The organism is Porphyromonas sp. C0026D3, assembly GCF_056590775.1.
In genome coordinates this window covers 1-20743 of record NZ_JBWPWU010000010.1, presented here as the reverse complement: position 1 = coordinate 20743, position 20743 = coordinate 1, and the positions used below count along the sequence as shown (strand labels likewise).

General features: G+C 55.5%; 12 protein-coding genes. 1 reads left to right on the top strand and 11 read right to left on the bottom strand.

Features of this window, described 5'->3' with window-relative positions; translation table 11 throughout:
* Nucleotides 1–6 precede the first annotated feature (6 nt).
* The 11 genes from AC1EK1_RS08175 to AC1EK1_RS08125 all read right to left on the bottom strand — a co-directional run bounded on the left by AC1EK1_RS08175 (nucleotide 7) and on the right by AC1EK1_RS08125 (nucleotide 18374).
* A complete protein-coding gene (locus AC1EK1_RS08175; RefSeq protein ID WP_480307017.1) occupies nucleotides 7–2259 on the bottom strand; it encodes an ATP-dependent helicase in 2253 nt (750 codons plus the stop codon).
* The gene (uvrA, locus tag AC1EK1_RS08170; RefSeq protein WP_480307015.1) at nucleotides 2256–5093 is read right to left on the bottom strand and encodes an excinuclease ABC subunit UvrA; all 2838 of its coding nucleotides are present in this window, start codon (nucleotides 5091–5093) and stop codon (nucleotides 2256–2258) included. The genes AC1EK1_RS08175 and uvrA overlap by 4 nt, the downstream gene beginning before the upstream one ends.
* 145 nt (nucleotides 5094–5238) lie before the next feature.
* Nucleotides 5239–5961 (bottom strand): YjjG family noncanonical pyrimidine nucleotidase, encoded by a 723-nt coding sequence (locus AC1EK1_RS08165; protein WP_480307290.1) that lies wholly within the window; start codon nucleotides 5959–5961, stop codon nucleotides 5239–5241.
* On the bottom strand, nucleotides 5958–6848 hold the full coding sequence (locus AC1EK1_RS08160) for a Cbp1 family collagen-binding glycoprotein adhesin (RefSeq protein WP_480307011.1): 891 nt from the start codon (nucleotides 6846–6848) through the stop codon (nucleotides 5958–5960). The genes AC1EK1_RS08165 and AC1EK1_RS08160 overlap by 4 nt, the downstream gene beginning before the upstream one ends.
* A gap of 18 nt (nucleotides 6849–6866) precedes the next feature.
* Nucleotides 6867–7583: a 16S rRNA (cytidine(1402)-2'-O)-methyltransferase gene (rsmI, locus tag AC1EK1_RS08155; protein ID WP_480307009.1), complete on the bottom strand. Its 717-nt coding sequence runs from the start codon at nucleotides 7581–7583 to the stop codon at nucleotides 6867–6869.
* Between the two features lie 7 nt (nucleotides 7584–7590).
* Nucleotides 7591–8151, bottom strand: coding sequence for a hypothetical protein (locus AC1EK1_RS08150; RefSeq protein WP_480307007.1), 561 nt, complete (start codon nucleotides 8149–8151; stop codon nucleotides 7591–7593).
* A gap of 859 nt (nucleotides 8152–9010) precedes the next feature.
* Nucleotides 9011–9937: a ChaN family lipoprotein gene (locus AC1EK1_RS08145; protein ID WP_480307005.1), complete on the bottom strand. Its 927-nt coding sequence runs from the start codon at nucleotides 9935–9937 to the stop codon at nucleotides 9011–9013.
* A complete protein-coding gene (locus AC1EK1_RS08140) occupies nucleotides 9922–12558 on the bottom strand; it encodes a M16 family metallopeptidase (protein ID WP_480307003.1) in 2637 nt (878 codons plus the stop codon). Before AC1EK1_RS08140 ends, AC1EK1_RS08145 begins: the two co-directional genes overlap by 16 nt.
* A gap of 1 nt (nucleotide 12559) precedes the next feature.
* Nucleotides 12560–13846, bottom strand: a complete 1287-nt coding sequence (locus AC1EK1_RS08135) for a DUF4929 family protein (RefSeq protein ID WP_480307001.1) — start codon at nucleotides 13844–13846, stop codon at nucleotides 12560–12562.
* A gap of 13 nt (nucleotides 13847–13859) precedes the next feature.
* Entirely contained in the window at nucleotides 13860–15257 is a 1398-nt protein-coding gene (locus tag AC1EK1_RS08130) for a RagB/SusD family nutrient uptake outer membrane protein (RefSeq protein ID WP_480306999.1), read from the bottom strand.
* Nucleotides 15258–15275: 18 nt separating this feature from the next.
* Complete coding sequence (locus tag AC1EK1_RS08125; protein WP_480306997.1) at nucleotides 15276–18374, bottom strand: SusC/RagA family TonB-linked outer membrane protein; 3099 nt, start codon at nucleotides 18372–18374, stop codon at nucleotides 15276–15278.
* 168 nt (nucleotides 18375–18542) lie between these two features.
* Here AC1EK1_RS08125 and AC1EK1_RS08120 point away from each other — a divergent pair, with 168 nt between their 5' ends.
* Nucleotides 18543–19994: a PL29 family lyase N-terminal domain-containing protein gene (locus tag AC1EK1_RS08120; protein WP_480306995.1), complete on the top strand. Its 1452-nt coding sequence runs from the start codon at nucleotides 18543–18545 to the stop codon at nucleotides 19992–19994.
* Nucleotides 19995–20743: the final 749 nt, after the last annotated feature.

The window sequence follows — 20743 nt, the reverse complement described above, 5'->3', positions numbered from 1 at the left end:
TCTTGTTTATTGAGGTTGAATGGGGGTCAGTTTGGCAAATTTTAGGATGAACTTGGCGTCTTTGCCCGAGTCGAAGATGATGTGGACTTTGATACCGGATATCCCGTCCTCAAAACCCTGTATCGTGCCATCTCCAAAGGAGGCATGGTTCACTCGGTCCCCTTTTTTGAGGTTGGTGCCGGTGGCGGTGTCTGTGATCGGCTGTGGGGCATCGATCGGATCGGCGGGAAGGCGTCTGAGCTTGCGACGCCCGATGGGGCGGACGGGTGCCGTGGGGGGCGGTAGTATGGTGGGGGTGGAGGAAGGCCGTACCGGTCCAAAAAGGCCCGAGAGGTCCTGGAGGTACTTTGGGGTCAGGTCTAGAAGAAATCGGCTGGGGCTACAGATCTCTTGCTGTCCGTGGAGGCGACGAGTGTCGGCGTAGCTGAGGGTGCAGTGCTCTTTTGCACGGGTGATGGCGACATAGAGTAGTCGTCGCTCCTCCTCGATATCCCGTGGGGTCCAACTTCTCTGGCTGGGTATGATCCCCTCCTCTATGCCGGTGCAGAAGACGTGGCGGTACTCCAATCCCTTGGAGGCGTGCATGGTCATGAGTGTGACGCGAGGTGTGCCATCCTCCTGTTTGTCGCGGTCGGTGTAGAGAGCCATCTCTCGGACAAAGTCATCGATGGAGGGGGTCTCACCGGTCTCCTCGACCTGGTTGTCGACGTAGTCGGCTACGGCACTGAGTAGCTCCTCCATATTGTCCAAGCGACTCTCGGACTCGAGGGATCCGTCTGCATATAGGGTGTCGATGCCTGTTTGCTTGACGACCAAGCGCACCAGTTCATCCGGTGGCAGTTGCTCTTTTTGTGCTGACAGGCTGTCGACCAAGGTGGTGAAGTCTTGGATCTTTTTTAGTGTGCCTCTATTGAGATCATCTGCGAGGAGGTCGGGTCGGAGAGCCACTTGCATGAGCGGAAGTCCGTGTCGCTCTGCCACAGCGACCAGTTTGTCGAATGTCGTCTGCCCTATACCACGAGCCGGGACATTGTAGACTCGGCGAAAGGCTTCGTCGTCTCGGTCGTTGATCATTAGGCGGAGGTAGGCGAGGATATCCTTGATCTCCTTCCGGTCGTAGAAGGAGGTGCCTCCGTAGACCCGATAGGCGATGCCGGCGTTTCTAAACTGCTCCTCGAGTACTCGGCTCTGGGCATTGGTGCGGTAGAGGATGGCGATCTCTTCCGGAGATACCCCTTTGTGTACCAAGCGACGCACCTGTAGAGCAACCATTTCGGCCTCCGCTGTCCCGGAAAAGGCCTTGATGAGGGTTGGCTTTTCGCCTGCCCCGGATACGGCTTCCACCTCCTTGGGGATCCGGTATTGGTTTTTCTCGATCAGGCCGTTGGCCAGTCCCACGATGTTGCCGGTGCTTCGGTAGTTTTTGGTGAGCTTGAAGAGCTGTGCTTGCGGGAAGTGCTTCTGGAAGTTGAGGATGTTGTCCAGTACAGCTCCACGAAACGAGTAGATGCTCTGAGCGTCATCGCCTACGACGGTGACCTCGGTGCTTGCTCCCTTGAGTCGCCGAATGATTCGGTCTTGGACGAGGTTGGTGTCTTGGTACTCATCGACGAGGATGTGGGTGAATTGGTTTTGCAACACTTGCATCACCTCTTGGTCATTTTTGAGCAGACGCAGAGTGTTGAGTAGGAGGTCGTCAAAGTCCATAGCGTTGGCACGCTTGCAGCGAGCCTCGTACTCGCTGTATATTGTCGGGAGCTTGTCCAGCTCTCCTGTGCTGATTTCGCTTGGCGACAGTCCGTCGTTTTTGGCGGACGAGATGATACTTTGTACCGTTGTCGGTTTGTAGCGCTTGTCGTCCAAGCCCATCTCACGGATGATGACCTTCACGAGGGTGCGTGAGTCGGTGGCATCGTAGATCGTGTAGTCGGAGGTGTAGCCAAGTCGGTGCCCAAACTGTCTCAGCCATCTTGCAAAAACCGAGTGAAAGGTCCCCATGCGGAGGATCTTGGCCAGCTCGCTACCTACCAGTGTGCCGACTCTCTGGCGCATCTCTTCGGCTGCTTTGTTGGTAAACGTGAGTGCCAGGATATTGCTTGGGTTCACACCTTGGCTGAGGAGGTAGGCGACCTTGGTGGTGAGCACACGGGTCTTGCCGGAGCCGGCTCCGGCAAGGATCAGGCTGTCGCACCCTTGGTGGAGGACGGCTTGTCGTTGCTCATCGTTGAGGGCTTGGAGGAGTTGCTCTATGGAGGTCATCGATCTAGTTCCGGCTTGAGGTATTTGGCGGTATAGCCTACATTAGTTTGGGCCATTTCTTCGGGGGTTCCTTCGAATATAATGTGTCCACCTCCACTGCCACCGTCCGGGCCGATATCGATCAAGTGGTCGGCCACCTTGATGACATCCAGGTTGTGCTCTATGACCACGACCGTATTGCCTCGGTCGACCAGCTCGTTGAGGATGGAGAGGAGCATCTTGATATCGGCGAAGTGGAGGCCCGTTGTCGGTTCGTCGAGGAAGTAGATGGTCCTGCCGGTGTCCTTCTTGGCTAGTTCGGAGGCCAGCTTTATCCTTTGGCACTCGCCACCCGACAGGGTGCTTGAGGGCTGTCCCAGCTTGATGTATCCGAGCCCCACGTCTTGGATCACCTTGATCTTTCGGAGGATGTTGGGGTTGTTTTCAAAAAACTCCACCGCCATGTTGACCGTCATATCCAGTACATCGGCTATTGACTTGCCTCGGTAGCGTACCTCCAGAGTCTCTCGGTTGTACCGCTTGCCTCGGCAGGTCTCGCAGGGGACATATACATCGGGGAGGAAGTGCATCTCCAGGCGTTTGTAGCCGTTGCCCTTGCAGGTTTCGCAGCGTCCGCCTTTGACATTAAACGAAAAACGCCCCGGCTTGTACCCCCGTATTTTGCTCTCCGGCATCTCCACAAATAGGTTGCGGATGTCGGTAAATACGCCCGTGTAGGTGGCCGGGTTGCTGCGCGGCATGCGTCCTATGGGCGACTGGTCCACTTGGACCACTTTGTCGATATGCTCGAGCCCCTCCAGGCGTTCGTAGGGCAGTGGCTCTTGTAGGGATCGGTAGAGGCTTTTGCTGAGGGCTGGGTAGAGGGTGTCGTTGATGTAGGTGGACTTTCCGCTACCGCTTACCCCTGTGATGCAGGTGAGGGTGCCGAGTGGTATGGAGAGGGGCTCTCCGTGGAGGTTGTTGCCGGTGGCTCCGATGAGTCGGAGTGTCTCCCCCGAGCCTTTTCGTCGACACTCGGGTACCGGTATTTTTTCTTCATTCCTTAGGTATTTGGCTGTCAGCGTATCGCTTTGGAGCATCTCCTCAGGAGTGCCGCTAAAGATCACTCGCCCGCCGTCTCGTCCGGCACCCGGTCCGAGGTCCACGATATAGTCGGCCTGCTCCATCATCTCTCGGTCGTGCTCGACGATCAGGAGGGAGTTGCCGGCATCTCGCAGTTGCTTCATCGCTTGTATCAGGCGGTCGTTGTCTCTTTGGTGCAGGCCGATACTTGGCTCGTCCAGGATGTATAGGGCATTGACGAGCCGGCTCCCCAGTTGTGTGGCCAGTCGTATTCGTTGCATCTCTCCGCCCGAGAGACTCCCGGTGGTTCTGTCCAGGGTGAGGTAGTCCAGCCCCACCTCCAGCAAAAATCGGAGTCTGTCGTTGATCTCTTTGCAGATCTCGTGGGCTACGATTTGGCGTTTGGGATCCACCAGGGAGGGGGCTTGCTCGATCCACTCGAGGAGCCGGGGCAGTGTCAGTCGACTGACGTCGGCAATATCCTTCCCTCCGATCCTAAAGGCCAGAGCCTCCTCCTTTAGTCGTTTGCCATGACAGTGCGGGCAGATCGTGTAGGTGCTAAATTGTTCAGCCCACCGCCTGGCCTTTACCGAGTCATCGTCCTCAGATAGCTTGTTGAGGTAGTTGCTCAGTCCATCGTACGGCAGTAGACGCACCCACTCATCTCCGGCACTCAGTCGTATCTTCAGTGGATAGTCGGCACCACCGAGGAGGTCATCCATCAGCTCTTCCGGGTACTCGCTTATGGGCTGGTCAATGGTGTAGCCGTGGTGCTCGGTGATCGCCATCAGTTGGTAAAAGATCATCCCTTTCTTGAACGCACCCAGGGGTGCCAAGGCCCCCTCTCGGATGCTCAGTGAGTCATCCGGTATGATGCGACTCATGTCCGGCGTCGGTACCATACCCAGCCCCTTGCACTTGGGGCAGGAGCCCTTGGGGGAGTTGAACGAAAAAGTGTGCGGTGCCGGCTCTTCAAAGCTCATCCCCGTCTCCTCGTCCATCAAGCTTTTGCTAAAGTACCTGGCCTCCTTGGCATCCGGATCCCATATCAGGATCAGGTCCTTGCCCATCTTGAGTGCGGTCCTCAGGGTCTCTCGTATCCGCTGGTCATCCTCGGGGCGCACGCGGAGCTTGTCGATCACGACCTCCACTCGGTGGGTGCGGTATCTGGAGAGAGCCATGCCGGGGGTGAGGGGGAGGAGGTCGCCGTCGACACGTACTTGAGTGTACCCTTTTCGGCGGAGGTTCTCGAGGAGCTCGCGGTAGTGTCCTTTGCGGTCTCGGACCACCGGAGCCAGTACATAGATGCGTCGCCCCATGTAGGCTTTGACGATCGTATCGAGTATCTGCTCCTTTGTGTAGCGGACCATAGCCTTGCCGGAGGAGGGAGAGTAGGCGGTGGCTGTACGGGCATAGAGCAGGCGCAAAAAGTCGTACACCTCTGTCGTGGTGCCGACGGTACTGCGGGGGTTGCCCGAGGTGGTCTTTTGCTCGATGGAGATGACCGGAGAGAGGCCGGTGATCTGGTCCACATCCGGTCGTTCGATCCCGCCCAAAAAACCACGTGCGTAGCTGGAGAAAGTCTCAATGTACCGCCGATTGCCCTCAGCGTAAATGGTGTCAAAGGCAAGCGAGGACTTCCCGCTGCCACTCAGTCCGGTCACGACACACAGGGTGTTTCGTGGTATGGATAGGCTGATATTCTTGAGGTTGTGCTCACGCGCACCCTCTACACGGATCTCGCCACCTTGCTCTAGCTTGTTTGCGCTCATTGCTGTTTGCTCTCCCATTATCTCGCAAAGGTACCAAAAGAATGGGGAATGGATCGGGGAAAAACTTCCCGCCCCCGCCTCTCCTACGGCTGGTGCACACGGTATCGACCTCCGGTGTCCGACCGACCTTTGGTGGAGGACTGTCTCAGCAGGTCCTGAGCTGGGTCAGCAGTGGTGGCACTTCGTCCAGGTGCCCAACCTCGTAGATGGGGGCTCGGAGTGTCTGCAGGGTGGGGCGTGGCAGTTTGGCAGGGTTGTACCAGATTGCCGGTACTCCTGCGTTTTGGGCTCCGATGATGTCGGCATCCCAGCTGTCTCCGATCAGGATCACCTCCGAGGGTCGGGTATGGCTCACGGAGAAGGCGTAGGCAAAAAACTCCTTCTTGGGTTTGTTGGCCTGCGCATCTTCGCTCAGTACTGTGGCATCAATGTAGGGTAGGATGCCGGCACTCTCCATCTTGCGCGTCTGGACCTCTCGGAATCCATTGGAGACGATCACGATCCGGTAGAGTGGCTTGAGTGCTTGGAGGAGCTGCAGGGCCCCGGGCATTAGCTTTTTTTTCTCCGACGAGCGTCTCAAAAACTCCTCGTTGATCTTGAGGATCTGCTCGTCGGTCAGCTTGCCGAGCCGAGGCTCCAGAGGTTCTCTGAACCTCCGGAGTGTCAGCTCCTGCTTGGTGATCGTCCCCTCTCGGTAGAGGGCCCAGAGTCGATCGTTGTGTGGGCGATAGACCTCGAAAAAGGAGTCAAAGCTCCCCGCCCGGTCAGCCCATTTGTGGTGCCGGTACACCTCCTCTAGGCTGTCACGGTTGTTGTCCTGGGTAGCCCAGAGTGTGTCGTCGAGGTCGATGAAGACCGTCCGAATCACTTCGGCTCCACCTCTATGACCAGGTACCGTCCTTTGCTCCAAAAAGCCTCCGGATCCAGGATTTTCAGTGTTTTGTTGCCTTCCTTGTCGGTGTCCATGCGGTACGAGCTCTTGGGGTGATCCGTCCGGAGTCGTGCACGTGGAGCAAATAGGGCGATGGAGGTGACGTTGCGGATGTCGATGGTGAGGAAGTAATCTTTGTTGAAGCCCTCCGGCAACACCTTTACGCTACTAAACAGTCCACCGCCTGCAAGGATCTTTTGGCTCTTCAGCTCCTCTTGGGTACCAAAGCAGTAGTGTGCAGTGTAGAGTGCGGCCTCTTGCTTGGCGAGACGCTGGTCTTGGAGCTGGATGGTGGTCTCGTGTGCCTTTTGGTTCTCCTCCAGGTCACCGATGAGGCTGTCTTGCTTGGCCACACGTGCTGTCAGTCCGCCGAGCTGAGCTTGGAGGGCTTGGATGGTGTCCTCTTTCTCCTTGAGTTGAGCTTGGAGGGTGTTGAGCTTTTTGGTGAGTGACTTGATGTTGATATTGCGCTCTCTCAGTAGCTTTTCTTGCGCACTGATCTTGTCTCTGTTTTCTTGCAGCGACTTGCCTAGGACCTCTATCTGACCGAGGATGCGGTCGCGCTCCGATGCCGAAAGCTCACCTGTGGTGGCACCGACCTCCACCATTCGCTCGGCTTGTGTGAGCTCGTAGAGGTTGCTCTCCACATCGTTGATGAGGTTGAGGGCTTCGTTGAGGTTTTGTTCGTTTTGTGCTTTTTCTTGCAGGAGTTGCTCGTACTTGTTGCGGAGCTCTTGTTTGCTTTCGCCTCCATCACACCCTGCTGTGCCGAGTAGTAGGAGTGAAGTGGCCGTAATGGTGAGTAGTGTACCTATTTTTCTCATGATTTTGCAGTCCTTTGTTTATTCAGGCTTGTATTTGTTTTTGTGACTTTTTTCGACCTTGGGGCTTGGGGCTATCAGGACGACCAGTTCGCCCAAGGGTTTGTTTTTCTCAAAGAAGGCTTTCAGCTCGCTTGCCGTGCCTCTGTGGTACTGCTCATGCAGTTTGGTGATCTCCCGTGCGACCACCACGGTGCGCGCTTGGTCATCGAGCAAGGTCTCCAGCTCCTCGAGGAGCTTGATCAGTCGGTTGGGAGATTCGTAGAGGATAGAGGTCATCTCTCGGTCGTTGAGTGCGAGGATGCGGGATTGGCGTCCTTTTTTGTTGGGCAAAAAGCCCTCAAAGCAAAAGCGCTCACACGGCAGTCCGGAGGCCACCAGAGCCGGCACAAACGCTGTGGGGCCGGGCAGGCAGGTGACCGCCACGCCGGCATCCAGGCACGCACGCACCAAGAGGTAGCCTGGGTCCGATATCCCGGGCGTGCCGGCATCGGTGATCAGGCAGGCACTCAGCCCACCCGACAGTTGCTCCACCAGTCCGTCGACCACTCGGTGCTCGTTGTGCATGTGGTAGCAGGTGAGCGGGGTACGGATCTCGTAGGCTTGGAGGAGTTTTTGGGAGGTGCGGGTGTCCTCTGCTAGGATCAGGTCGGCCTCTGCGAGTGCTCTCAGAGACCGTCCGGTGATATCCTCCAGGTTGCCGATGGGGGTGGGTACTATGGTCAGCAGACCGGGCATGGGGGGATTAGCAGACCTCGGTCAGGTGGTTTTCGACAAAGGCGACAAAGCCCTTGACATTTTCGTTGTCCCGGTCCATCCGGAGGGTATCGTACAGGTAGCTGTAGAGTTGTCGCTTGCTACTCATCTTTTCCAGCTCCTCCAGGGCTATGCGTAGAAGGCCTTGATTGCCTGCAAAAAGCTCATTGGCGTAAAAAAAAGATTCCGCCAGTGAGAGTTGGCCGACGACGGACACCTTTATGGGGTGCTCCTCCGGTGTCTGCTCGCTTTTCTGCTCCTTCACGGGAGTGACTGTGGCATCATGTATTGCGGTAAAGTCGTCCAGACCGAGAGCATCGTCCGTCAGATCGAGTGTCGGTTTGTCGGACAGATCGGAGTGGGTGTCGATACCGAGATCGGCCGAGCGACCATCAGGGGTACTCGAGGTGCTCTTTTGCTCCAGCTTCTCGATCAGGATACGGAGTTCCTCCACGTCATGGCGTAGCTGAGTCAGGCCGGTATTCAGCGAGGCATAGCTTGCTTTTAGGCTTTCGATGAGTTGTTCCGATTGACTATAGTTTTCGTCCATATAGTAATGTGTGCGAGGTGTTATTGGGTTGCCACGTTGTCGCAAAGTATGGTACAAAATTACCTCTTTGTGCGGACTATCCCAAAAAAGTGGGTGTGTCGGGGTGCCTTCTATCCGTCTAAGCGATTGCTTCTGTCCGTGAAACCTTTTGCTTCTATCCGTGAAAAGTTTCGCTTCTATCCGTGAAACTCAACGTCCTGTATAAGTACCTGATTATCAATATTCCCAAAAAGGTGTTTCTTAGTCCCATTTGCCGACCTGCTTTGCGACCCCTGTCGGGGTCGTGAGGTGGTGGGGGAGACCGTCTTTTCCGGGGGTCATCGTCGGGGCTTTCGCCCCTCCTCGACCACCCGGCTATGAAAGCACGACCCCTGCGGGGTCGGCAGACCCTTTTTCCGCCCGCCTCCTCTTGTTTTTTTTTTGTTTTGGGATTCACCGTTTGTATCGTTTGATTGAGTTCACCAATGGGACAATAGTTTGGGACCCCAAACGGGCTACATAATTTGGGTCGGTAGATTGGGTCGCAAAACAGATCAGCAGAGTTTGGTCGGTGGCACCCTACCAGGGATGCCCTTTTCATAGCCCGAGTGTCGAGGGATGTAGCCCCGAAGACCCCGGGTTCAAAAGCCCCCAAAATAAAAAATGACCCCGCCAGGGGTCGCAAAGCAGGTCGACCGGTTGATGACCCTTGGGCGGGTCGTGAGATCACCGATTCTATTGGTGGATCCGATGGGGAAGCCATGGACCTATAGATAACGACACCCCCATGCTTTTCCCTGTCTGTAATGAGGTGAGGGAGGGTTGCATGGGGGTGCTTTTTCGTGATCGAGACTTCCGGTGTGGTCTCAGGTGGAAAGGGTCAGTAGCTTCTCGTAAAGTCCTCGGGGATGATAATGACGTAGTCGCTGATGCCGATGTAGGCTTCGTCGAGGTGGTCGGTATCCTCTTGTCTGGCTGTGGCGATGGTGCCGACTTTCAGGGTCGGGTCGGATAGGCGGAGGTAGTGTGTGATCCCCTTGTCGCTGATGGAGTGGTAGCTGCCATTGAGGTGGAGGAGTGGGATGCCGGGGCGTTTGTTTTGGATGATGAAGTGGGCCATGGTGGCATCTTTCAGGCTCTGTGCGGCCTGGAGTCGCTCCACGCGCTCGGGGTCGCTCTGCTGTCCTCCCATGCCGAGCATGGCACCAAAAAAGCCTGCTTCACCGGGTTCGGGTTCAAAGGTCAGGGGGGCCATGTAGCTGAGTGCCAGTGGTGTGGCTTTTTCTCTAAGGAGTGAAAGTCCTTTTTTGTTGACCACATCGGCGTAGCGACGTGGTACGTTGGTGGCGATGAGGGGGATCTTTTGCTCCCGAGCATAGTCGACGACGGGCATGTAGTCGGTGCTGTAGTTGGGCCACGGTCTCGACTCGCTGAGAAAACGCTCTTCGCTGATCAGCCCCGAGAAGTACTCGTCGATCACCGGCTGTGTGTCTGTCTCAAACATCTCCATACCCAGGGTGAGGGCACCATGCTTTTGGTAGAGGGATCGGAGGACGCATAGCTCCAGCCAGTGGGCTACGGGGCAGTTGTGCTGCTCTCCAAAAAAGATCACGTCCCTGGTGGAGAGGTCGTTGATCATGTCGGTATAGGTGGTAGGTGTGCCGTCTGCCTTGTAGACCTTGTAGGGGGTTGGCTCTTGGGCGCATAGGGTGGTGAGGCCGAGGATTAGGGCCATCGTGGTGGCAAATAGGTGTCGTAGTGTGCTTGTGGTGCTCATTTTGGGCAATTGGTCTAGTAGATGATCCATTGGTGTTGTCTTGTGGGTGCGAGGTGTTGTCTCCAGTAGTCAATGACCTCTTGGGGCGTGATGCTCCGGAGGATTTCGTCGTAGTGCTCAAAGTCGGGTATGCTCTCACCCTTGTCCAGCAGGTCGGTGAGGATATCCATCCAGTCGGCCGGTGTGGGTGCGGCTAGTGCCATGGCTCTATTGGCGGACAAGCCCCTCTTGATCTCGTCAAGTCGCTGAGGAGTGAGGTCAAAGTCGTCCACCAGAGGCTCCACCAGGTGGCGTAGTCGCTCCAAGTGCTTGGTGAGGGTGTTGTTTTGCAAGTCGAGGACATAGCGTCCCTCGTGAGGTGTGAGGGCTGTATACTCGAGCGATAACGTGGGAGAGTAGACTAGCCGCTCGGCTGTCCGGAGGAGATCCAGCTGTTGGCCTCGGAGTGCTTCGCGGACGATCTTGAGCATCAGTCCGTTTCGGAGACTTGGCTCAAATGATCCCCAGCAAAGGTAGTGGGTGGTGCTATTGGTATCGCTTGGAGCTATGTGTGCTTTCTGTGCAGTGGGGAGCCGGTCTGGCATAGAGGTGTGTGTGCTTGCTGAAAAGTGTGCAAGGGTCCGGCCAAATGCTCGTAGGACGCTGTCGGGGCTAAGGGGGGTACAGATGATGGTGTAGCCTCGACCCAGTTTGCTGTAGAGTGATCGGTATACCCGGCCAGCCTCGAGTGATGTCGGCACCGATGTGGGCTTGGCTGTGGATACATGTCCCAGGATCGTGTCGGTGAGAGCGGTGACACGGTGTCCGGGGTCACGGGTGATCAGTGACGAGAGGAGAGACTCACGCTCCTGTGCGGTCGTGTCGGGGGTAAAGGCTGTGTCCGGAGCCGGGGTGTCGATCTTTTGGTAAAGATAGGCAAGCAACATCGGTAGTGCGTCTGCCTTTTCGGCAAAGGCATAGAAGCCATGACGGCTGGGACCAATCGTGCTCCCCACGGATAGTCCATGGCGGTAGAGGGTTTGCCAGTCATCGGACTCATCCACCACTGCGGCAATATCGGCGTAGCCGGGAGAGGGTAGGCAGTCGATGCCTCCCGGACTGGAGGAGATGATGCGGGTCTGTGCCTCGGGGTCGTTTAGGCTCTTGATGAAAAGCCGGTGTCCTCCGGGATAGTGGGCGATCGTGACACCCAGGCTGTCGCAGACGGTGGTGTCGATCGGGCGTATCTCCTCTAAACGGGGTCGTGGAAGTGACTGTGGAGCCTCACTCTCAGGGGTAGGGGTATCGGCTGAGACTTCCTCTAGTACCAAGTGTGGAAGAGAGAGGGAGAGGGTGCGGTCGTAGGCCAAAAAATCCTCCGCCACACGTACCCCTTTTTCGCCCCGACGGTAGAGGACAATGGGGGTGGACTGTGAGCTCAAAAACTGTCGTGCGATCCGATCCAGATGATCTGCCGTGGGCAGAGTGTCGTCGCCGGGGCGGTAATCACCCTCGATGAGCGAATCGATGACCTGGTCGGTGACTTGTGTGGGTGTAGGCAAGCCGGTGGTCGGTGATGGGGTGTCGGTCTCTTGACGGACAAAGGCGGTGAGGTAGTCTCGGTCTTGACCCAGACCGTGGTGCCGGACTTGGTCGAGTAGCCTAAGGGAGGTGTGGAGTCGGTCGGTGAGTTTTGTCTCATCTGTATCGGTGACCTCGATCTCCATCAGCCCTGTGCCGGCAAGGTAGTGCCAAGTGGAGAGGGTCCCACCGTCTACTTGACGGAGTAGGCGGTTGAGGAGCTTGGCAACCAGTCTTTCGGCCAGTCGCTGTGGGGAGTCCTTGGGTGTTGTGGCAAAGGGAGTAATGTACCGCAGCTTGTGTGTTCGGTAGAGGGTGTCCGTCTCGGTACGACAGATGGGGCTGTCGGGGTACTCGAGCCGGGGACGTGTGGGGGGGGCCTCAGGAGTGGTCTTGGGGTACTTGGCAAAGAGTGCCTTGAGCTTTTGCTCCACCACCTCTGCCGGGTAGGCCCCCGCTAGGATGATATGGGCGTACTTGGGTCGGTACCACCTGCGGTAGTAGTCCAGTAGATCGTCCTGCCGTATGCTCCGTACATCGGCCTCACTGCCCAGGGGGTTGCGTCGGGCGTGTACCCCGGAGCCGACAAAGAGGTCGTCGTGGGGGTCGTTTGGTACAAAGTGGCGCATCTCCTCCAGTATGATGGGGCGCTCTTGGTCGATAGCCTCGGGCTCTATGCTGATATTGCCCAGCCAGTCGCTGAGGATTAGTAGTGCGGTGTCGATCTGCTCCGGAGCAAAGGAGAGGAGGTAGATGGTGCGGTCGTAGCCGGTGAGGGCATTGAGATCGTAGCCAAAAGCTCCCCCGTGTCGCTCCACGAACTGCTGAATCGAACGGTCGGGAAAGTGCTTGGTCCCCCGAAAAGCCATATGCTCTATAAAGTGGGCCACTCCACTCTTGCCCCTCTCCTCGAGAGAACCAATGGGGAGGACAAGCCTGGCCTCGGACTTGCTCTTGCTCCAGCGAGGGTCGGAGGTAATGTGGTAGGTGAGTCCGCACGGCAATATGCCACGTCGTACAAACTCTTGCCCTCGTGACACCTGAGAGAGGGTCACGAGGGCTAGGAGTAGTGTGAGGAGTCTGTGGGACATCTTACTTCTTTTTGCAAGTGATGTCGACCACCGTGTAGGCTGCAGCATCAGATTGATCCATAACGGTCCGGAAGTGGATGGTCTGCTTGTCGTAGTCTATGGTCGCCTTTGGGGCAACATAGTGGGTGACATCGGCGTCAGCTTTCCAGCGATCCTTGTCGATCCGCGTATCAAGGAAGAGCTGGAAGGGGCTGACGTTGCCATTTTGGCACGCATCTCGAATTTCTTTGTCCGTCTTGCTTAACTTTACCAGTTCGTTCCAGATGGATAGGTCAAAGTGGAAAAGATTGTATATCCCATCCTCATATAGGATTAGGGCAGGATACGTATCTTCGAGCAGCTTGGTGATTTTGGGGTCAAAGGGGTTGGGACGGTATTCACCGGTGATTGCCTCCGCCGGAACGCCGGTGAAGAGCAGGTTCGTCTTGTCCTGTGGGTCTACCGTAATATTGATGAGGGAGAGGTTGAGCGTTATCGGCGTCTCTTTGGTCCAGTTGAGCCGTTTCATGATGAGCTTTGGTGAAGGTGGTGCATACTCGCTCCCTTCGTTCCAAAACTCCGTATCCAGGATGGTCTTCCAGAGGTAGAGGTCCTTGTAGTAGCTCTCCAGTCCCAGTGCGTTTTTGGTCATCTCCAATACCGGTCGCTCCTCAGTGGCGTGTCTGCTGATGACCAGTGTGGTGACCTGATCTTTGATCTCGGTGGTTCGGGGCTGTCCAAATCGTGCCTCCGGCGAACCACCTCCCGGCTCCGTGACAGTACCCTCGCAGACAAGATCACCGAGGAGTGGACGGAGGTTGATGCCCAGATTACTTTTCCAAGCAGCGAGCAAGGCCTTGTCTCGCTCGGATAGCTTGTAGATGTACTTGGGGGCTATGATGAGTGAAGCCGGACTCTTGAACTTATCTCCCTCTTTGAGGTTGGCTATAGAGAGGGTCACGGTCTCTGTCTCGGTCACGATTTCATTGGTCGTGATGGCAAACTTGGTCGAGACGGAGATTTGGCCGGCAGGCAGAGTGATGGTCTTGGGAGTGATGGTGTAGTGTTTGAGACCCTTGGTGTCGAGCTCCAGTACCTGATCAGTTTTGTGTTTTTTTGTGCTCTTTAGGATCAGTGTAAACTCGCCGTTGTCTTCGATCTCTACCTTGTAGCCGGTTGTTCCGTCGGGGAATTGGAGTAGATACTCCACCGATCCGGCGTATTCGGGTCTTTCTTTCGTACAGGCTCCGAGTATCAAGACTGCAGATAATAGCAGTATCCGGGACGTGTGTCTGATAAGTGTCTTCATGTGTGTAAATGGTTTACTGGTTATTATTATTCGTTCCCCATCCCTTGTTTTGCACAAGATGCTTGTTGGTTCGGTATTCGCTGGGCGGGATGGGCAGGGTCCGGCGGTAGTCATCCGGTGCGATGGTATCTGAGAGTCTCCCTCCGTAGAGTCTCCAGCGTCTGAGGGGTTGGTGGGTGCGCTTGATATCAAAGAAGTTGATGTTTTCACCCACAAACTCCCGCTGCTTTTCTTGCAGGATCACCTTGATCAGTGCTTCGCGATCCGAGGGCTGCTCAATGGGCGTGGCGTTGAGTCCGGTGAGGTACCTATTGATTTCGCTAACAGCGGTGCTTTCGGCTCCGGTGCGCGCCAGTGCTTCAGCTCGGATGAAGAGCAACTCTTGTGGGCGGATGATGTGGCACCGACGGATCTCTTTCCTTTGGATCCGTGCCTGGCAGTACTTACCGGGGAGTATCTCGTTCGGGTCTACATAGGTGGTATAGCTCTTTGCTCTGCTGTCCGGAGAGACACAAGCCAGTTCTTTTGTGATGGCGTACTTGATCTGGTCGGGTATCGGACTGCTGTCAAAGGCGTTGTTATAAAACGTGTTGGCCGTCTCTAGAGCAAAGATGGACTGCCGATCACCGGGCATCGCCCACGCCTCCACATCCAGTGCGGTGGAGAGGTCGGGTGCTTGGGGCAGGATGCGTAGCACAGACTCGTAATCGCCCATATAGAGAGCGAGCCGTGCCCGAATGGCTGTGACGGTCCGGTCGGAGCAAAAGGCGACACTTTTGCCATGAATAGGTGTGACCCCTTGGCTCTTCCGAAAGAGTTCGGCCGACTCATCAAGCAGTTTTTGGATCTCCTCCACGGTCGCGGTTTTTGAACTACGGGGCAGGCGCTCCATCTTGGTCTGGTTTTTGAGGATGATCCCCTCGGGTGAAGTGTGATCGTCATAGGGGGTGGCAAACAGACGGAGTAGGTCGAGGTAGCAGATAGCCTTGAGGCAACGCGCTTCGCCCATGACGTAGTCGAGTAGTGGCAGGTCGTCTGTGTCGGCGAGGACAGTCCGCAACTGCTGCTCCCGCTCCAAAAGGACATTGATGTCCATGACGCACTTGTAGTAGCTCTCCCACAACTCTCTTGCGTACAGCATGAGATCAAAGGCATGGTAGTTGTAGAGCCTGAGGAGGACCGGGTCATTATTGGCAAAACCGAGCGGGTAAAAGTCCTCCGCCAGGATAGAGAGTTGGAAGTGCTCGGTCGGGAGATCGCTATAGGCGGTACTCAGAGCTTCGTTGGCAGAGAGTACAGAGGCGATGGCTCCGGGATCCGTCTGTTCGTTCTCTATCGGCTGATTGAGGGAGCAACCGGCATACGCAAGAGTCAGAAGGATGATAAGGGATAAGTCTCTCAGTGTTTTCATGACGGTTCTGGCGATGGATCAGAAGTTAAGACTCAGGCTGGCACTGATGACCGGCTGAATACCCGTATCGTGCACTCCGGCCTCCGGGTTGGATCCTCGGTAAGGACTGAGTGTAAACAGGTTGGACGCCTGGATGCCGATGGAGGCATACTTCACGATGCCCCCCAGACTATTGTCTAGAAAATGGGGTGGAATGCGATAGTTCAGGCTCAGCATACTGAATCGCAAATAGTCGCTCCGTGCAATCATGCGGCTGTTGGGGTATAAGAAAAGGACGCCCGAGTTAAAGTTCGGGTCGGGGTAGAGCTTGTCATCGTCCCCTTCACGGAGCCACGTCTTGGCGAGCTGTCCGCGCAGAGCGTTCTTGTAGGCGCTGGCTTTGTCGCGAACGACGTTGCTCATGTAGGGCTTCACTCCGCCGAGTACATAGTACAGTTGGGCATCCACGCTCAGCCCGCCATAGCTTATGGACAGCCCCAGTGTCCCCTGGTAGGGAGGGGTGGTGTGCCCGAGGTCGACCAGGTCGCTGCGCTTGGGGTTTAGTGTGAACCGATGTTGCTTGCCCTCCGCATCTCTGTACATGGGATAGCCATCCAGAGGGTGGATCCCGACAGATTGAAAGCCGTAGAGGATGTCGTAGGGTTTGCCTACCTCGTAGTCCGGTACGACGCTTCCCTCCGAGCTGTACAGAACCGGACCGTCGTAGAGATCAAGTACTCGGTTTTGGTTGTACGCAATGGACGCACGTGTGGATAGCGAAAAGTCTCCTACCTGTACCCATGTATTGGCGATAGAGCACTCTATACCTCGGTTGAGGAGAATGCCCACGTTCTGCATCATAGTCCGAAACCCATTGGAGCTTGGCACCGAGACCATCAGGAGGGCATCCACTGTCTTGCGGTTGTAGAACTGCAGGTCCACCCGGTGGCGTGCGTCAAGGATCGCCACAGAGAGGCCGAGGTCGTAGTTTTGGACCTTTTCGGCTCGGAGGTTGAGGTTGTAGAGGTCGCTCAGGTAGAGGTTCCGGAAGTACTCCCCGTAGTAGCCCTCTTGGTTGTACCTAAAAATGGGGATTGTGAGTGATGCCGATACTCCGCCGAGGCTGGCGGTGTGCCCATAGCTGCTCTTCAGGCTCAGGTCGGAAAGGAGCCCGCCGTCCATGTCCAGCAGCGGCAGGAGATGTACGCCTGCACCGAGAGCCCAGGCGGTATTCCATCGCTTGGATTTGGGGAGCAGGTTGGTTGCATCACCCTTGACCGAGCCAAAAAGATCCACCTTGCCATCGTACGTATAGCCGACGGCCAACCCCAGCCCCATTTGGGCGATGCGCGTGACATAGCCCGAAAAATCGGGACGATACGCACCACGGATCGACTTATTCACACCCGCCAGCGACTCCAGCTGCCCGATCCCATGGCCGCGCACGGTCAGGGCATGCCCGTAGGTGTAGTAGTAGTCGGTGTTGGCACTCACGGTCAGGTCATGACGTTCGTCAAAGACTTGGTTGTAGGTCAGTCGGATATTGCTGGTGGTGTTTACCTCGTTGTCTTTGCTACTACTGATCTCACCCAGTTCAACCAAGGTTTTTCCGATATTTCGCTGAGAAAAAGCGGTTGCCGGTGTGATGTTTTCGCGAGTGGAGAGGAGGTAGTCGACCCCGAGTATCCCATCGATACGCAGTACCTCAAACGGCTTGAGGTTGATCCCGACGGACGTCCCCACACGGTAGTTATTGCCCTTGCTACGGTACTGGTTGGTGAGGTCACTGTACCTTTTTCCCCGGTAGGAGTAGAGCTTGTCGCTCGACCGAGACTCGTAGGGGTTGAGGGTCTCCACCATTTGCTGGGGGCTGTATGTACTGCTGTTGGGCGAGTCCGTCTCCGAAAAGCCCAGGCTCGTACTGAGCGTGATGTACCCCATGTCCCGCACCGCAAGGTCCAGGCTTGTCCGTAGTGTACTGCGCCATACCTTGTTGCCGGGCAGTTGTCCGCCTTGTTCCGAAAAGTTGCCGGACACGTAGTACAGGATCTCATCATCTCCGCCCCTAAAGCTCACGTTGTGGTTGTGGTAGACATTGGGGTGCATCAGCTCCAAAAACCAGTCCGTATCGATCTCGCGGAGTCGCTGTAGCTCTTTTTCGGCAAAGTCGGTATAGGTCTGCATGTTTTCAGTGGGCTTGATCCCGTACATATCCCGGTAGACATTCTGTATATCATGCTTTCGCTGCTCTCGAAAAAAAGCCTCCGACAGGATATACCCCGGGGCATTGAGGGCGCGAGTTTGTTCTTCAAAAGCCAGTTTTTCCGCCGTCCTCATCATCGGGATCGGGCGTTTGCCACGGAGTGTAATCCCCATATTGCTACTGACTGAGATGGTGAGCGGACCGGGCGACCCTCTCTTGGAGGTGATCTCCAGAACACCGTTGGCTGCCTTTACGCCATAGAGCGCATTGGCGACGGCATCCTTCAGCACCCGGATCTCCCTGATGTCCAGCGGGTTGAGTGTCACAAAAGCCTCCGGGCTGATCACCTGACCATCCAGGACATACAGAGGCTCATTGGGGCGGTCTCCACGACGGAAGCTGGTCGTCCCGCGTAGCCTGATCTCAGGCTTCACCCCCAGCTCACCACGGTTTACCACCATCAGCCCGGGGACATTTCCCTGCAGTGCTGTCGTGAAGTCAATCGTTGGGGTATTCGTTAGCTGTTTCATATCCACCTCGGCCACCACACCCGATCGGCTGCGGATATCGATATCGTTGATATTGGGACGAGCCGTCACCGACACCCCCTCCAGCTCCTCCACATTAGGGGTCATGCCGATCGTCAGGGGCACTCCTTTCCAGGGCACGTGCACCGTTTTCATACCCACGTACCGTACTTCCAGCACGATCTCACCCTTTTTTTTGCTCTTCCGATGTAGTACAAAGGCCCCATCCACATCTGTGGCTGTACCCTCACTGCTCCCCACAATGCGCACCAACGCACCGGGCAGTGGATCCCCATGCTCATCATTGACCACACCACGGATCTTGGCCGGAGCCTGTGCAAAAGCACCCCAGTAGCAGAGGAGTGCCGAAAGAAAAAGAACCCTCCCGAGGTATCTCGTAAAATTCATCAAAATAGATCTATAATAGTGTGCAAAAATCCTGGTTTGCAAAGGTAACCAATGATCATCGCCTCTGAAATCCCAATATGTAGGTATTGTTGTCTAGCAAAATACTTATCAACTTTGCATATCCATTTACGAAAGCTATTTTTATAAACAATAAATCAATAATGTAGTATGAGAAGTAAGTTTTCAACCATTCTGCTTTCTCTCTCCGCACTGGTCCTCATCCTTGCCTCCTGCAAGCCCGACCTTTCAGGACTGGAAAAACGACTCAGCAACCTAGAGAGCTGGAGAGCCAAGACCGAGCAAGCCATCAGGACGGCCAACGACGAGATCAAATCTCTCCGACAACTCATCGAGGCGGAGCAAAAAAAGGTCTCCGTCACCTCCTACACCGAGATGGCCGACAAGTCCGGCTATGAGCTGACCATGAGCGACGGCTCCAAGATCGTCCTACGTCACGGCTCCTCTGTCTCTGTCAAGGCAGATGCCGATGGTGTCCTCTACTGGGCTATAGGCGATCAGTTCATCACGACCGGCAGTGAGGGCAAAAAGATCAAGGCCGAGGCACACGATGGAGCTCCGGGTGTCACCCCTCTCCTCCGCGTGGATGCCGAGGGCAACTGGGAGGTGAGCACCGATGCTGGCAAGAGTTTTGCGCCCGTCCGCACCGAGAGTGGCGAGCCAATCCCGGCCAAAGTAGTGGAGAAAGTAGTGGAGAAAGAGAAGTCCGACCTCCAAATCACCGAGCAGGGGGGCGTGATCTCCATTGCTTACAAGGGGCAGACTTTCGAGTTTGCCGGCAAGAGGTTGCAACACCCATTTGCAAGCGTGGCTGAGTACGACCTCAACCTCGACGGCACCGGATTTGCCACCGACCACGCCAATACCTCCGTGGGGCACTTCAATTGGTACCTCGTCACCGGCACCCAACATGCCACCCACAACCCCGACGGCAAGAAGATTGTCACCGCACCCGCCTTTGAAGGATACCACGTACCCACCTACTACGAGCTGGGTCTCATCGCACCTCCGACAACGATTGATGCGGATGAGCAGTCACCGATGAGGATGGATGTGAAGGAGAAAATAATGGTAGGCGGAAAAATCCTAGACTTCACCGGAGACTACTATGTCCCCAGAACCACGCTCGAGGCGTATGGCATCCGGTTCAAAGGTCAGGGCGACAAGTACAGAGCCGCCTACCACTACAAGCGCATGAAAAACCCCACAATCACCGACCCCGCCAATGACCAAGGCTGGTTCTATGTGATCACCGTCCGTCCACTCGGCCCCGAGGAAGCCAATGTCACTGTCAATGATATCCGGACAGCAGAGTACTGGCAGACCAACAACGAAAACGACATCGTCCGCTACTTCCCCGCAGGTGGATACGTCGAACCAAAGACCCCTGGCGTCATCAAGAGTCTTGGGGACAAGGCCTACTTCTGGACCCCTGTCACGCACTGCGATCTCCCCGAAGCTAAGTGGGAGGGCTCCGGGGAGCAGATCTGCTACGAAGACTATGCGATAGGCTTCAAGTTCTTTGAACGTCACCTAGATGCCACCTGGAACGCCTACGACGAGCGCATAGATGGCTATGCTATCCGCCTCTTCAAGGACTGAAGAATCCCGATAAAACAGTTACAAAAACAAAGGGAGAGTGTGCCAAAAACTTGGCACACTCTCCCTTTGCTTTTGAGCGTCACAACAAGTAGCAAAAAAGGGTTATTCCAAACCAACATTTTTCTTCTATCCGTCGGGGCGATCGTTTCTGTCCGTGAAACCTTTTGCTTCTGTCCGTGAAAAGTTTCGCTTCTATCCGTGAAACTCAAGACTGCTCATAACCATCTGAGAGTCAATGTCCCAAAAAGGGATGTTTTTTGATCCCCAAAAAACACCCCTTTTTTCCCCTTTTTGCCGATCTGTTTTGCGCCCTCCTTACCACGACCATAGCCGACGGAGTGATCGCTGACTCGGAGGTCATCGGGGCTCCGCCCCTCAACACTCGGCCAGCAAGAACAAAAAAAACGACCCCGCTAGGGGCCGCCAAACGGTCCGGCAATGAGATACCCGGACGAAGAAAAAAGACAAGGACACAATATATATAAGGGGTGCCTACGGAGGGAATGGCGTTTTCGGTTTTTGCGATCTTTTTCACCAAAGACGACACACCACGAAAGCCCCGATATGATATAGGCTGGCGCAATTTGTTTTTTTTGAATTTTACACGGAGAAATAGCACTCAACTGTTTGATATTGTAAATTTATGCTACCTTTGTCATCGGTATCCATTTGGGTGCTATGTTGGAATACGAAAAAAACAGGCATATAAAATATGAAAGAATTGAAAAGAATAGCCTTGGCACTGTCGC

What these genes read in the sequence shown, in the direction of transcription:
- AC1EK1_RS08175 (WP_480307017.1), bottom strand. Translation starts at nt 2,259, where the DNA reads ATGACCTCCATAGAGCAACTCCTCCAAGCCCTCAACGATGAGCAACGA.
- uvrA (WP_480307015.1), bottom strand. Translation starts at nt 5,093, where the DNA reads ATGAGCGCAAACAAGCTAGAGCAAGGTGGCGAGATCCGTGTAGAGGGT.
- AC1EK1_RS08160 (WP_480307011.1), bottom strand. Translation starts at nt 6,848, where the DNA reads ATGAGAAAAATAGGTACACTACTCACCATTACGGCCACTTCACTCCTA.
- rsmI (WP_480307009.1), bottom strand. Translation starts at nt 7,583, where the DNA reads ATGCCCGGTCTGCTGACCATAGTACCCACCCCCATCGGCAACCTGGAG.
- AC1EK1_RS08150 (WP_480307007.1), bottom strand. Translation starts at nt 8,151, where the DNA reads ATGGACGAAAACTATAGTCAATCGGAACAACTCATCGAAAGCCTAAAA.
- AC1EK1_RS08145 (WP_480307005.1), bottom strand. Translation starts at nt 9,937, where the DNA reads ATGGATCATCTACTAGACCAATTGCCCAAAATGAGCACCACAAGCACA.
- AC1EK1_RS08140 (WP_480307003.1), bottom strand. Translation starts at nt 12,558, where the DNA reads ATGTCCCACAGACTCCTCACACTACTCCTAGCCCTCGTGACCCTCTCT.
- AC1EK1_RS08135 (WP_480307001.1), bottom strand. Translation starts at nt 13,846, where the DNA reads ATGAAGACACTTATCAGACACACGTCCCGGATACTGCTATTATCTGCA.
- AC1EK1_RS08130 (WP_480306999.1), bottom strand. Translation starts at nt 15,257, where the DNA reads ATGAAAACACTGAGAGACTTATCCCTTATCATCCTTCTGACTCTTGCG.
- AC1EK1_RS08125 (WP_480306997.1), bottom strand. Translation starts at nt 18,374, where the DNA reads ATGAATTTTACGAGATACCTCGGGAGGGTTCTTTTTCTTTCGGCACTC.
- AC1EK1_RS08120 (WP_480306995.1), top strand. Translation starts at nt 18,543, where the DNA reads ATGAGAAGTAAGTTTTCAACCATTCTGCTTTCTCTCTCCGCACTGGTC.